Origin of the sequence: Paenibacillus shenyangensis, from assembly GCF_000346635.1 — a bacterium.
In the GTDB taxonomy this organism is placed as follows: Bacteria; Bacillota; Bacilli; order Paenibacillales; family Paenibacillaceae; genus Saccharibacillus; species Saccharibacillus dauci.
This window is the reverse complement of the sequence record NZ_AOIG01000011.1, coordinates 74478-88125: the sequence shown is the minus strand read 5'-3', so window position 1 is coordinate 88125 and position 13648 is coordinate 74478. Positions and strand designations below refer to the sequence as shown.

16 protein-coding genes and 1 pseudogene are annotated in these 13648 nt (G+C 45.7%); 5 read left to right on the top strand and 12 right to left on the bottom strand.

Annotated features, from left to right (window positions below):
• Window positions 1-194: 194 nt before the first annotated feature.
• The 4 genes and pseudogenes from H065_RS28215 to H065_RS0110290 form a co-directional block, all read right to left on the bottom strand.
• Window positions 195-353: pseudogene (locus H065_RS28215) on the bottom strand (excalibur calcium-binding domain-containing protein); the annotation flags it as partial.
• 531 nt (window positions 354-884) lie between these two features.
• Complete coding sequence (locus H065_RS0110300) at window positions 885-1814, bottom strand: TIGR02452 family protein (RefSeq protein ID WP_017812972.1); 930 nt, start codon at window positions 1812-1814, stop codon at window positions 885-887.
• A gap of 119 nt (window positions 1815-1933) precedes the next feature.
• A complete protein-coding gene (ybiA, locus tag H065_RS0110295; protein WP_017812971.1) occupies window positions 1934-2431 on the bottom strand; it encodes a riboflavin biosynthesis intermediates N-glycosidase in 498 nt (165 codons plus the stop codon).
• An 83-nt stretch (window positions 2432-2514) separates the two neighbouring features.
• Window positions 2515-3426 (bottom strand): NUDIX hydrolase, encoded by a 912-nt coding sequence (locus H065_RS0110290; protein ID WP_017812970.1) that lies wholly within the window; start codon window positions 3424-3426, stop codon window positions 2515-2517.
• Between the two features lie 372 nt (window positions 3427-3798).
• Between H065_RS0110290 and H065_RS0110285 the strand changes: the two genes are divergently transcribed.
• Window positions 3799-4164 (top strand): YolB family phage-derived protein, encoded by a 366-nt coding sequence (locus tag H065_RS0110285; RefSeq protein ID WP_017812969.1) that lies wholly within the window; start codon window positions 3799-3801, stop codon window positions 4162-4164.
• Between the two features lie 96 nt (window positions 4165-4260).
• Here the strand turns inward: H065_RS0110285 and H065_RS0110280 are convergent, their stop codons facing one another.
• Both H065_RS0110280 and H065_RS0110275 read right to left on the bottom strand, forming a co-directional pair.
• Complete coding sequence (locus tag H065_RS0110280; protein WP_017812968.1) at window positions 4261-4593, bottom strand: antibiotic biosynthesis monooxygenase family protein; 333 nt, start codon at window positions 4591-4593, stop codon at window positions 4261-4263.
• A gap of 149 nt (window positions 4594-4742) precedes the next feature.
• Complete coding sequence (locus tag H065_RS0110275; RefSeq protein ID WP_017812967.1) at window positions 4743-5879, bottom strand: helix-turn-helix transcriptional regulator; 1137 nt, start codon at window positions 5877-5879, stop codon at window positions 4743-4745.
• A gap of 219 nt (window positions 5880-6098) precedes the next feature.
• On the opposite strand from H065_RS0110275, the gene modA reads away from it, so the two are divergent.
• The 3 genes from modA (at window position 6099) to H065_RS25715 (ending at window position 8810) form a co-directional block, all read left to right on the top strand.
• Entirely contained in the window at window positions 6099-6971 is an 873-nt protein-coding gene (gene modA, locus H065_RS0110270; RefSeq protein ID WP_017812966.1) for a molybdate ABC transporter substrate-binding protein, read from the top strand.
• Window positions 6968-7645 (top strand): molybdate ABC transporter permease subunit, encoded by a 678-nt coding sequence (gene modB, locus H065_RS0110265; protein ID WP_017812965.1) that lies wholly within the window; start codon window positions 6968-6970, stop codon window positions 7643-7645. Before modA ends, modB begins: the two co-directional genes overlap by 4 nt.
• 370 nt (window positions 7646-8015) lie before the next feature.
• Window positions 8016-8810 carry a GNAT family N-acetyltransferase gene (locus H065_RS25715; RefSeq protein ID WP_238557930.1) on the top strand — a complete coding sequence of 265 codons (795 nt, stop codon included), beginning with the start codon at window positions 8016-8018 and terminating at the stop codon, window positions 8808-8810.
• A gap of 274 nt (window positions 8811-9084) precedes the next feature.
• On the opposite strand, the gene H065_RS0110255 is transcribed toward H065_RS25715, so the two are convergent.
• The 6 genes from H065_RS0110255 to H065_RS0110225 form a co-directional block, all read right to left on the bottom strand.
• Entirely contained in the window at window positions 9085-9867 is a 783-nt protein-coding gene (locus tag H065_RS0110255) for a hypothetical protein (protein ID WP_017812963.1), read from the bottom strand.
• Between the two features lie 29 nt (window positions 9868-9896).
• Window positions 9897-10349, bottom strand: a complete 453-nt coding sequence (locus tag H065_RS0110250) for a flavodoxin (RefSeq protein ID WP_017812962.1) — start codon at window positions 10347-10349, stop codon at window positions 9897-9899.
• Between the two features lie 277 nt (window positions 10350-10626).
• Window positions 10627-10896, bottom strand: coding sequence for a hypothetical protein (locus tag H065_RS0110245; RefSeq protein WP_017812961.1), 270 nt, complete (start codon window positions 10894-10896; stop codon window positions 10627-10629).
• Between the two features lie 44 nt (window positions 10897-10940).
• Window positions 10941-11351: a hypothetical protein gene (locus H065_RS0110240; RefSeq protein ID WP_017812960.1), complete on the bottom strand. Its 411-nt coding sequence runs from the start codon at window positions 11349-11351 to the stop codon at window positions 10941-10943.
• A 96-nt stretch (window positions 11352-11447) separates the two neighbouring features.
• The gene (locus tag H065_RS0110235; RefSeq protein ID WP_017812959.1) at window positions 11448-12077 is read right to left on the bottom strand and encodes a glycoside hydrolase domain-containing protein; all 630 of its coding nucleotides are present in this window, start codon (window positions 12075-12077) and stop codon (window positions 11448-11450) included.
• A gap of 331 nt (window positions 12078-12408) precedes the next feature.
• Entirely contained in the window at window positions 12409-12777 is a 369-nt protein-coding gene (locus tag H065_RS0110225) for a sigma factor-like helix-turn-helix DNA-binding protein (RefSeq protein WP_017812957.1), read from the bottom strand.
• Window positions 12778-12985: 208 nt separating this feature from the next.
• Between H065_RS0110225 and H065_RS0110220 the strand changes: the two genes are divergently transcribed.
• A complete protein-coding gene (locus H065_RS0110220; RefSeq protein WP_017812956.1) occupies window positions 12986-13603 on the top strand; it encodes a RhiA family protein in 618 nt (205 codons plus the stop codon).
• The last annotated feature ends 45 nt before the right edge of the window (window positions 13604-13648 follow it).

Genomic DNA, 13648 nt, shown 5'->3' with positions numbered 1-13648 from the left:
ATATATGTACGGAGAGAATCGAGCCGTACAGACTATGCGCATCTGTTAGCGATGTATATTTATCATCAATAAGCCCCAAAGCCCTGCAGCATCTGCATCCGGGCTTTGGGGCTTATTGATGATCTTGTTAAGTTATATCGTGAGTACATCAAGCATCATTCTACGAATAGATGTGTTTCTGACATAGCATGCGATTATTCGCAGGCAATTCCATCCTTGTCACGATCCAGACGAATACGATATCCCGGTTCGCCTTTATATAGTGGAGCTTTGCCTGCTTTGCGCACCGCTGTACAGTTTTTGTAATATACGGTTTTGCCTTTGACAGAAGTATATGCAGATGCCTGCTGCGACGGCTTGGCTGCTGCTGTAGTGGACACTGCAATTCCTGTACCTGCGAGTAGTGCTGCTGTCAACAAGCCAGTGCATACTTTGTTCATCATTTTCATCATAATATCCCCTTTATATTTGAATAAACAGACAATGAACTTCCATAAAAGATCACTTATTTAGTTATCTTACGAGTTGTATCATATCACATATTTATGTTTTATTTTACCTTTTTTTCAAAATTAAAAATGATATAAGTAATATCTGATTTTACAGCAAATCGATAGTATCCAGAGATAAGCGAAATATTGGAACTTCTATTGTGAATTTTTCATATGATTAATTTTAATAATTAGTTGAAATAAAAAGGCCGACAGCTTGAAAAAAGATCCTGATTATTCAGTGTTCTCCTTCAAGTTGCCGGTCCATGAAAATACTTTGGTATCTTCCATACACCTTATATTTATATAGTATCTAATTAGCTTTTGTTAATGGTTGCTCTATATTTATACATCATTTTCATTTTGGCTTTGCTTATCCGATTATCTGCCGTATTATGATGGAAATACAGTCCGAAAAGCAGCCATAACTCCACCTGTTTTGGATCGATCCAGTATAGCGAATACAATCTTGCGGAATAATAGACCATAGCTTTCTTCTAATAAAATATCACGGAACCAGCGGGCTACCTCTTCGGGCCTATTGCGGAATACGCCGCAGCCATAGGCTCCAAGGATAAGATTTTCTTCGCCCTGCCCACTGGCTACCGCCAGAATATAACGAATACGCTGCTTCATCACCTGTTCAATCTCATGCTCCCGCTCTGGTTCACGTTCACGCACAACACCGGCATTTACAGCTGGAGCAGTCATCATCGACACCTGATAAGGCTGATCACGCAGCTGCCCCTGATCTTCACGAAATATGGTTACATCAGGTGAATAGATCATGTAATCGGAATACAGACAGCTCTTTTCCTGGCGATTATGCTTGTACATCTCTTCCATTTGTACGATAGCCGGATACAGGGAAGAAGAACGTGCCAGACTCTCTTCCTGCGCCTGGCTGCCTCCGAGAAAACCACCACCGGGATTGCGTGCCGAAGCGAAATTAAGTGCCAGCACATGCTGTGAGTGCTCGCTAACAACCAGACGCTCTGCTGCTGCCAGTGTAGATTCATCCGTACATTCGATCCGGTTGCTAATTTGCTGATGTCTGTCCGACAAATCCATGGCAGCCGTATATTCGCGAATACGTAATTCAGCAGTATGCTGGATAGCAGGCAGCTCATGTGGACGATACAGCTGCGAGTGATGAATAGTATGCTCTATCTGATTATGAATATTTATGGTCCTGCCTGACGGATTGGTATATTGTCCGCTTTCCAGAATATTCAGTGTCTCCTGTGCCCATCTGGAGCGAATCTCTCGTGCACCCTGGCCTTTTTTCATGCCCTGTTCAGCAGAATTAATATTATGGGTCATTCTAATCATTCCTTACTGTATTTGTAGACTTACTATATTTATAAATTGAATACTATCTTCATAACATCCATGGTAACGACAGTTATCTCATGCATGTACTTTGCTGATCATCATTGTAGTCAGACTTTTGGTTCAGTCAGCAACTGTTCTCTCAGCTCGGTAAGCACCTCTCCAAGCCAGTTGGTACCGCGCCAGGTGCTCCGATTACGGACACGAGGATCTTCCTCTGCCAGTCCGATTCCCCAGATCCGGTCAGTAGGACTTGCTTCTACGAGTGTGGTGCCTGCAGTCGCCAGCAGAACCTCCAGCAGTTCTTTATTTTGTGTAAATTTGGCGTAATTGCCGTCATATACGATCTGTCTGGCATGCTCATCCCATACTGCTTTGTCAAAACGCTGAACCTGGCGGCCCAACTGCTTTTGCTGTCGTGGTTGCTTGGCAGTCAGAATCCGGGTGGCTATTTCCTGATCTCCGAAAAGCATTGCTTTGCCGTACATCATATACTGCTCGGCACTGTCAAATGTGTGCTCTCCAACTACAAATACAGCCGGATACCACTGCGAAAATGGAGATTCGCTCCGGTAAAAGAACGTAAACTTTTCTTGCTGCTTGCTCATTATAATCACTCTTTTCCTAAATTAATCATCTCTACAAACTGCTTTATGAATCTTCGTAGACTATCCATTACAAACCAATAATATTATGCGTCCTCCCATTCCGGGCGGAAGCGATACAGCTGGGAAGGCCGATGGCCGGCATCACGGGTATATTCATTGGTCGCCATTACACGCGGAGCGATTTTGCGTCGAAATGCCGGTGCCAGAAGTTCGCGGTCCAGAATCGTCTCATATACCTGCTGTAATGCGGATAGGGTAAATAGTGGCGGCATTAGATTGAATACGATATCCGTATATTCAATTTTGCTGCGCAGACGCTCTACACCATAGGCGATCATTTTGGCATGGTCAAAGGCAATGCCTTCGCTTTGCAGAACCTCCCAATGCACACCGGTAATCGTGCCGCAGTAGGTACGGGTTACTTTGACTACTCCGGACAGCTCGATGTCCTGATGACGCAGACGAATATGTACTTCCTTTTCCAGACGACAGCCTTCGGGCAGATGCGTCTTGGTCTCCTGCATAACCCGGTAATTCAGCTCAAACCAGCGGGCATCCTGTGCATCTTCACCAGCACGTACCTGCTGCGTCGAAGAATCGACCAATGCCATATAGGAGGTGCTAATAACCCGTGTACGGGGATCACGCTCTACTTCTCCCCATGTATAGAGTTGTTCCATATAAATCTCGTTCAACCCGGTCTCACTTCGCAGCTCACGTGCTGCCGCTTCGTCCAGGCTCTCTTTCATGCCGACAAATCCTCCCGGCAAGGCCCACTGGCCCATAAAAGGATGTTCTCCCCTCTGGATCAAGAGTAGCTGCAGGGACTTCTCCGGGAGCTTGCGATAATTATCCTGCTCCTGATCCATAATTGTAAAAATCAGCATATCTGCAGTAACCGAAGGCCGTTCATACACACCGGCATCATATTGATCGAGAAACTGCTGCTCGGTAAGCCCCTGATGATTCAAGGAATTGGATTGGGATTTGGGCATCTATTTACCTCCATCTCTATTAAAATAAACATGATTACAGAATATTTATGTTCTGCATATACATCTAATTAACTATTTGTTAATAACATAAAGTTAATATATCAAATAATCAATTTAAATGTCAACGATTTACGGATAAAGCTTGAAATGTGACTGTTAGAAGAGGGATAATAGAAGAAGGAAGATGTGTACCATTGGATTGATATGACGGACCGACAGTTGATTTTCAGGATGATGATTTTGTTTTAAGTAAGCGCGGTTATGACTATTGAGTAATATAACCTGGCGCTTTTGCCGATATAAGTAGTGCAAGACAGCCATTTAGCAGATCGGATAGAGACATCAAGCAATTCCCGGATAAGGAGAGATGAAATGAGAGTTAACCCTATTGAGGCTGTACGACGTATTACAGCCGAAGTGGCCGCCTATACTCGTCAGATTCTAGTTCGTCGTGAACAGAAGCAGGCAGAACGTTCTGAACAGCAAATTGCCCAGACGCAGGATAAGACGGTCAATTTCGATCAATTTTTGGAGAAGGTACCTGCTATTCAGGCAGTCAAGCCCGGTTACGTTCAGCAGGTAACGCGTCCCGAGCCGGTTGGATTCAAAATGCCGTCGTTTACTGCAGACGCGCCACCGGCTTCATCGCAGCGGATTTCCAGTGCCCAAAAAGCGTATGAATTTTCAATGATCGATCAAAATATGACGACCATCGAACCGTTCGATTCACGAGCATAAATGCAGAGCTGTGATTAATCACATGAAGTTATATAAAAAGCACCTTTCCAAGTGTCCCGGGAAAAGGTGCTTTTTGTGTTCTTTCGGGTGATACGATCAAGCTGTAGGTTCCGCTGCGCCTTTGATTGCTTTTACATCATAGCGGGCATGCGTTACATTCAGTACATATTCCGGCTTGGGCTGACCGGCATTCTGACGGTGCCCCTGAATATGAGCATCGCTTTTCTCCCAGTTTTTCCATGCTTCCTCGGATTCCCAGCGGAACAGAATGACTACTTCCTCTTCCCCGCGGCGAGTCTGCTTCACCATGATCTCAATATTTATAAAACCAGGTTGCTGCTCCACGAGCGATCCTGGCTTACTGAAACGTTCAACGATTTTGTCGGAGTTGCCTTCCGTAACCGTCATAGTGCGAAGAATAACGAACATATTCTCTACCTCCTCATTTGGCTATACGAACCCTGTTCCATGTCACTGTTCCTTAATGAATAAACATCAAACAGAATAGGATTATTTTAAATGATAAAGATTATCATTGTCAATACAAATGAAGGTTAGCCTATTATTGCTACGATTGCTTAATGCACACTCTCGTATACGATTTCTCCCGTACGGGACAGGTCATATCCGCCTATTGCCTGCAGCTCCTGCTTGAACTCTACGGACTGCAAAATGCGCTTGAGCAGCGCAATCCATTCCGCATTATCCGGCTTGTTCAGCACCACCAGATCATAACGTTCCGTAACGAGCGGAATAAATTCAATGCCTACCATGGTGGCTGCCCGTTCACTTCCTACGCCTACATCCGCCTGTCCCGAAGCAATTCGCGCAGCTACTGCAATATGGGAAGTCTCTTCATTACTATAACCTCTCACTGTAGACGGACGAATATTGTGCAGTCGCAACTGCTCATCCAGCAGTACACGTGCTCCTGCTCCCTTTTCCCGGTTAACGATAGTCAGTCCCGGCTGGCTGAGATCGCTCCATCTGCGAATCCGGCGGGGATTACCTCGCTGCACATAGATTCCCGCTGGACGGGAGGCCAGATTAATCAGCGTAAATGGACAGGATACCAATATTTTGCGTATATAGGGCAGATTATACTCTCCACTGTCTCCATCGAATAGATGAGTACTGACAATATCCGAATTGCCCATATACATCGAGACCAGGCTGTTCATGCTGCCAGCAAAAGAGCGCAGCGGACGATAACGGTTATCTTTTTCCATATAACGGGCGAGCAGATCCAGGCTTGTGTCCTGCCCTGTAATAACGATCGTCTGGTTATTGATTGGCGGAGGAATCAGATCCTGCGTCACCGGCTGCATCGTGCCGGTATTACGCAGAATCTCTTCAGGACGGGCATAGGCCGCATGTACAAATTCTGCTGATACCGCAGACGGATCTGTATTAAGCGGATTGGTCGCTGGCATCACCCCACTTTTACCGGGCTGAAGCGCGCGCTCTGATGAAGAGGGAACCGGCTGCATTCCGCTTTGTAGCTCGCGGATATTCATTGCATTATTATTTTCGCGTATCATGCCATTTTTGGCACGCTGTTTGTAGGTTTCCAGATCATAATGGTCTACACGCATCTGCTTGCCGACCCGGTAGGCAGGCAGATCTCCTTTTTTGATCAGATCATAGACCGTTAACTTGGATACTTTTAACAGTCTGGCTATCTCTTCCGTGGTATATGACACCTGTTCATCCATAGGTGGTTCCTCCCTGTATCGCTGACAAGATACGTTCATCTTACCTGCGAAAAGTAAGGATTGCAATTCAGAAAAGCTGCATATGATTCGCTTTTTCTATATCATTTGTTATATTTAGTTATAAGTAGTGATATTTAGTACAGTTTAGTTTATATTAGTTGTATTAAGATAGGATAAAATGTGGATAATCATTATCTATTTCCCCAAGGAGGAACCTCAATGCAATCCCTACATAAGAATATGGATGACAAACCACGTGCTGTGAGGCATCGGCTGCCTGCATTGATCTTGATGATGCTGCTTGTAGCAGCTCTTACTGCTTGCTCTTCAAGCAGCACTGCCAAATCGGACAATACCAAACAGCAGGGTGGCTGGGCTTCCAGTGGCACAACCGAATTGACCGTCTCTGCAGCTGCCAGCCTGACAGACAGCCTGCAGGAGATTCAAAAAATGTATCAACAGAAATTCCCCAATGTCCAATTGACCTTTAACTTTGCCGCTTCCGGAACTTTGCAAAAGCAGATCGAACAAGGAGCACCGGCTGACCTGTTCCTGTCGGCAGGCAGCAAGCAGATGCAGGCTCTGGTTCAGCAGAAGCTGATCGATCCTGATCATCAGACCAATCTGTTGACCAATCAATTGGTACTCATCGTGCCCAAAGGCAGTACGAATATTCCAGATTCCATACAGGATCTGCAAAAGCCATCTGTCAAACGTCTGGCTATCGGAACGCCTGAATCGGTTCCTGCTGGCATGTATGCCCAGCAGTCGCTGCAGGCAGCCAAACTGTGGGATACCCTGCAATCCCGTATCGTACAGACCAAGGATGTGAAGCAGGTACTCTCTTATGTAGAGACCGGTAATGCAGATGCAGGCTTTGTCTACAAAACAGATGCTCTGGAATCGGATGGTGTTCAGATCGCTTTTACAGCCGATCCGAACAGTCATGACTCTATCGTCTATCCAGCAGGTGTGCTGGCTGGTACAACCCATCGCGAGGAAGCAGCCCAGTTTTATGCCTATCTGCAGACCGATGAAGCCCAGGCAGTCTTTGAGAAATACGGATTCAGCAGAGCAGCCAGCGGCTCATGAATGAAGTCTGGTCCTGGGAGGCTATAGGCTTTCCCGTTATGCTGTCACTGCGGATTGCCTGTATCTCGGGCATTTTTTCTTTTGCAGCAGCCGTGTGGGTAGCAGCCTGGATGAACCGGCATGCTTTTCGTGGAAAGATCTTGCTGGAGACGCTGTTTATGCTGCCTCTTGTACTGCCTCCCTCTGTTGTCGGTCTGCTGCTGCTAACGATACTTGGAAGACGCAGCTGGATAGGACAGGCTGCCGAATGGATTACCAGACAGCCTATCGTCTTCAGTGTGACTGGAGCTGTAATTGCCTCGGCTGTTGTGGCTTTTCCCCTCGTCTATCAGACCCTCAAGACCGGCTTCGCTCTGGTCGATCGGGATGTGCTGGAATCTTCCCGCTCTCAGGGAGCGAGTGAGCTGCAGGTACTCTGGTATATGGTGCTTCCTCTATCCTGGCGATCACTTGTGACAGGGTTTGTACTTGGATTTGCCAGAGCACTCGGAGAATTTGGAGCTACACTGATGGTTGCCGGTAATATTCCCGGCAAGACGCAGACGCTACCTACAGCTATTTATTTCGCTGTGGATGCCGGTCATATGCAGCTTGCCTGGAGCTTAACGATTATTACTATTTTGATTTCCTTTATTCTGCTGTTATTAACAGGCAAAATCCGCGGCACTGATTAATTAGGCTGCGGATTTTTTGTCGTTTATACCTGACTTCAAACGTTATAATATGTAGTAGTTAAGAAGGTGAATAATATCGACTTATGAATAAATTGGAAACAAATGTAGCTTTATCTAGCTCTTTCTTTATATAATTGAATTACTATTCGTTTGTACAGAAGCTGACAAACAGGGTATACATACGTATAAGTATCTAGTGAAAGACAGAGGATCGGTGTTATTTTTTATCAGGAATGACAAAACAGGTACAAGATTTCGCCTATGATAATCTGTCTGGCTCAAAAGAGAGGACATCAAATCCATGCTAAAACTTCGCCAATTATCAGATATTTCCGAACTTCAGGTTATATGCGAGAAATATGAACAAATCATGCTAAAACTTAATTGGGATATACTCAAGAACCGTACTCCAGGCAGTACGGAAGACTTTTTCCATTATGATCAGGAACAGCTGGTCGCTTATCTGGCTGTTTACCGATTTGGTCCCAATATTGAAGTATGCGGTATGACACATCCGGATTATCGTCGTCAAGGCCTATTCACATCGCTCTGGCAGCAGGCTGCAGACAGTGGTGTTTTCTCCGGGGCTCATCGGGTGTTATTGAACGTCCCGCGTGCGTCTGCTTCGGGGCAGAACTGGATTCATACGCTTCGCACGTCGCTCAACAGCGTAGAGTATACAATGAAGCTGGATGAACATGGATCACTACTTGATCCGGTTATGCATGAGATCGCTTCCCTGCGGCTGTTCCAGGAAGAAGATGCTCCCCTATGGGCGCGCCTTGATGCCGATGCATTCGATATTCCGGAATCTTCCACGATGAATGCACTATCCAGCCCACATGGTCCCCTGTCCAAAATTATGCATGTTATTGAACACCAAGGATTGGCAGCTGGCAAAATCGAAGTCAGCCGCGAGGACAAACAAAGCTGGATATACGGGTTCGCGATTGATCCTGCTCTTCGCGGGCACGGCCTTGGACGCAGTGCGCTGCGTCAAGTCGCTGCTGAAGAGAAAAGACTTGGGCAAGAAGTATGGCTTAATGTTGTAGCAGATAATAACCGGGCACTTCATTTGTACGAATCCTGCGGGTTTGTTCATCAGGATATTCAGGATTACTATGAGTATCAAGGAATTCCCCTGCGATCTGCAGCACAGGTATAGTAGGCTACACAGACAGCGGATTCCTGCCGCTGTCTTTTTCGTTATGCTATATGTGCGCATACAAAAAGCGTTGATCACTGTTATGGAGGTCCGGTCCATAACAGGATCAACGCTTTTTCTCAGAACGGCTGAACATTCCGTACATGACTGGGACAGAAAGTTCAACCGTCCTGTTTCCCCTGTAACAGGGAAGCCGTATGTTCCTGTAGTGCATTTATGTGAAAAGATAACAGCATCAAAATGATGGGGGATTTTGATACGTTTCCTCTTTCACCTACATTAGGCTCCATTGCGGAGCAAGATATGCCATACCAGCGTTCGTTCCGCAGCTGGTGCAGAAGCGATTTCCGCCCGGTACGGCATGGCGGAGCAAATGAAGATAATCAATGGAAGCACGGTATTGATCTGCATGAGGTACATGCTGACGAATTGTACCTTCCATAATATTGAACAATTCAATCCGCTCCGGCAAAACACCAAATGCGGCCTTGCAAAATACGGAAGACAGATGAATAAACGCTTCTTCCAGCTGAGGCTCATGCTCAAGAAAGAACTTCTGGACAATCAGGCTCTTGTGTCCGGATGATTCAGCATCCGGTTGCGCTGTTGTCCAGGGAACCTGCCAGGCCGCCTGTAAAATCAGCGAGAGCTCTGTACCGAGCTCCGGAACCATAACCTGATGCTGCTCGTACAGCATCACCGGATAAGCATCCGATTGGTTGGAAGGCAGCATTTCGGTAAGACGCTGCGTAAGTAGGTCCTTGAGATCCCAGTAATGCTGCTCGCTCTCAAAGGATTGAGAGCGCCTGGGCCAGCGGTAATCTAGCAGTTCTCCCATATGGGCGATTTCGCGCAGTTCCGGCTGCAGACTGTAGTAGCGATTGATCGCATGTCCTACAGCATATTGTGCACGCTGCTTCCAGTCTGGCTTCTGCTGCGTACGGCGTGGTGTTCGTTCTGCACGAATCTCAGCGGTATAGGTTCTTCTCAGCCAATCTTCCAGCTGATAGTCCCGGATTACGGCATTATCGTCGGTCAATGTCGCAGGGTCATTCATTATGTGTTCACCATCTTCCGCACACTCACTTATACGAGACTAACCGCTGTGCTAGCAAATTGTTTGCCGAAGCTGCGGCATGTTTCTTTATCTTCTGTAGAAGGATTAAGCTCGATCTTCAAACTTTCCTGTACGATCTCGGCTCCGCGCTCTCTGAGCTTATCGGTCAGCAGATCTACTGCTGCTGCGTATTGATCGTAGGCCGTATCTCCGCTGCCGAATACAGCAGCTTTTTTGCCATTCAGATCCAGGTTGTCCATGTCTTCATAGAAATCGAGGAATTCATCCGGCAGTTCGCCGTCTCCCCATGTATAAGCACCAAGCATTACAGCATCATATTCAAGCAGAATATCGGCATCTACATCCATGGATTGTTTCAGTTCCGCAACTCCACCTGCGGATGTAATACCCTCTGCAATAAGGTCTGCCATCTCTTCGGTATTGCCTGTCATACTGGCAAAAACGATTAATATTTTTGGCATATATATCCTCCTGTTGTGCGTTGTTTCTCTCACTTCTTCTCTCTGACAACATCATAATTGATAATGATTATCATTGTCAACTCTTTATTTAAATTTGTTTTTTATTTTTTTGATCATCCTATCTGATCGGCTTCATAATTCCTTTTACTATGCGGTTTTTTGGTCATTTATCGTGCTGTCGATTATGTGGTTAAGCTCTGTATATACAACAAGAAACGCCGAAATATGCTCCGGCGTTTCTCAATTGGATGGATATGAATCTCAATGAATGAATGATTTACAAATGTCCGATTCCCAAGATAGTTACATTCTCTCCCTCAAGGAACATCTGCACTCTTTCTTTTCTGCCAATCACGAGTTCCCATTGATTCTCAGCGGCACCTCGTATTTTTTTGATTTCAATATGCTCTAATCTGGCTGCCTGAATCGCTCCATATTCAACTACCTGATTGCGCCAGCGATCGCATTTATCCTGTTCTGCCTTCTGAAGAGATTCATAGTCTGCATCAAATTGATTTTCATCGGCATATATCAACGTATAGGGCATCAGTATAGACCACCTTTCCATAATCTCATTGTAATAAACCGTTGTTAGGAGTATATAGGCCACACATAAAATTTATACCCTGTGCTGGTCGGCAGCTGTGCAGGTGTACTATTCTGAAAATCATAATAGTACATCCCACCCATCGCTTTCTGGGCAGCGACCATATGTCCAACATCCTGATCACTGGCATAACCCACACAAAATTTCTGATTATCACCAAACTGCAGCATCGCTCGTTCAGCTTCTTCCAGAGTCGCAAACCGCTCATAGCTACCATCCGACATTTTCATCGTCACCAGCATGGCGGAGATCGCTTCGCTATCATGCGGGGGACCATCCATATAACCGGTTTGCTCGAAAACCTGATAGGGAGTAAGCGTTGGAATATGAAGGCCGGCAATGGTACAGAGTGTACAATTTTGATCGGGAATGGTTTCCGGGTTTTTCTCATTCATCTTCTTTTCCTCCTCAACTCATTATGATGGACAGCCTGTACGGAGACATTTTGCTGATTATGCTGTCTACTTATAATGGAATCGAGGAGCCACTATTTACAAAGGAATACCAAAAGATCCGTAACTGCCAACAGCTTCATCCAGATCGATCGAAAGACCATGAAAGCTGCCGCTGCCCGTCTGTCTGATATTCCAGCCTGTAAATGTCCGGGAATGCGTCCAACCGGATGATTCTGCCAGCCAGGTGTAATGAATACCGTGGATATGCTGAATCGCATACTCACACGTAAGGCCCGAACCGTAGATACCTATCTTGTACGCATCGCCGCGTGCCTTGAGTGTGCTTACCAGATTCTGCATATATTGATGAATACCGTGGCCGAGATCCGCTGCAGATGCATCATAATCGATAGTAAAATAAATCGCTGATCCCATTGGCTGACGAATTACATTTCGGGCATAGTCATAAGCACTTTCAGTATCCTCACCGCCTGATAATTCCGTAAAATAAACGGATTTAGTCGGATACCCATTTTCCCATACCGCGACTATTTTTATGCCTCCTCTGCTTAGTACCTCAGCTTCTTCCAATGTCAGATTTTTCTCCGGACGATTGACATTATAATATCTGCCCACAAAAGCATATCCTTGCTTGTGAAGATTATCTACTTTATGGATGCAGGATTGTGTGGTATCCAGTCCTTTTACTGTCTGTTCGGTACTCATGTTATTCAGCTCCTTTGTTTTTGTAAAATTAAACAGGAGTTCGCCGTTTTAGCAAGAATAATATGAAAAGGTACCGGATAGATCTCCTCTCTCCCAAAGAGGAGTGTACCTAACAAGTTGCCGCTTGTTAAGTCTGTCTCAAAGAGCACAGATACTCAATCTTAGGATTGGAACTCTGTGCTTTTTATTTTGCGAATTACATATTCCAGCAAATCAGTCTGCAGGGCCTGCATGATCTCCTCCTCCGGCAGCCGAATATACCGGCTGAGTTTTTGCATATCCTGCTGAAAATAGGCGATCAACCGCTCCTGGCTTCCTTCCTCTGCCTGTACTATAGCTGCACATATTTCAGCAAATTCTTTTTGCTCCTTAGTTCCTGCAGCGCTTTGTTTTTCCACCTGTTCACCGCCTGCTGGGTCAGATTGAGTTGCTCTGCCACCTGTTTCTCCGACAGATCTTCCACATACAGCTTTTGAATAATCAGCCTGGCTTTTGATGAGGAAATATGGCTAAGTGCATACTGAATAAACTCCTCTTCGCATAACTGCTGCAATTGACTGCACGCACTATCGACTTCGTTGTAATCCTCTGCCCACTCGCACTCTCGCTTGATATGTGCTCTTGTCTTGCTCTGCAGACGCCATGCACTTCGTTTGAGCTCGACCAAACATTCCTCATAAGTACACAACACAGGATTCACTTGATATCACCTCCTTTGCTGCAATTTACTTGCGGTATGGATTAGCTCCAATTATACGAAGCGTAATTTCCATATTCAACCAATTTATTTTCGGAAATCGTTTGTAAATCAAGGTCTGTCGATTCCATTCTATATAGGAGCGACATACTGCTTCTAAACAGTGATAGCGGCCGCTATTCCAAAAAAAACATATCCGGGAGGAATATCTATGGGACAGCAATATGAAGTGATTTTTGTCAATAATTCATCCAACGCAGGACATGCCTGTTTGTATCAGACCCTGCCAAAGCAAAGCAGCTCCTCTTCGATTCAATCACTTGCCTGGTTGACCGAAGGTGCTCACAGCAACACCAAAGTCCGTTTCGACTGGTCGGTTGATTACTGCTTTGTCTGGTCGGAGACAGGTACATTGCAGCCCGGCGTTATCTTTGATGCTTCTCAGACGATTGATGTTCCTTCCCTGCAAAGCAGCAACAGCATCACTCTTTCCCGTGATCAATATGGCTTCTTTTTTCAGACTCCTGTAAAAGGGGTAGCTGGTCAGATGACGATGGCTTTTGATGAAACCGTCCCTTCCTCTCTCGGTGCGGCAGGAGTAGGCATGTCCGGAGCGGGAACCTTTATTATTCCCACACAGCCCAATTATGAAGAAATTTTCACTCCCCATCCGGAATACTGGATCACTTTCGGCAACTACACTCAGGGTCAGGTCATGAATATAGAAGGGATTACACATACACAGCAGATTGATTTCCCGGCTAATGTGTATTCCATGACGGCAACACTGAACGCAGACAATTCCTGGACTCTTAGTCCAACCGAGTAATTACCGTATTATACACTGCTTATGATGGGGCCACCTTTGTACTGG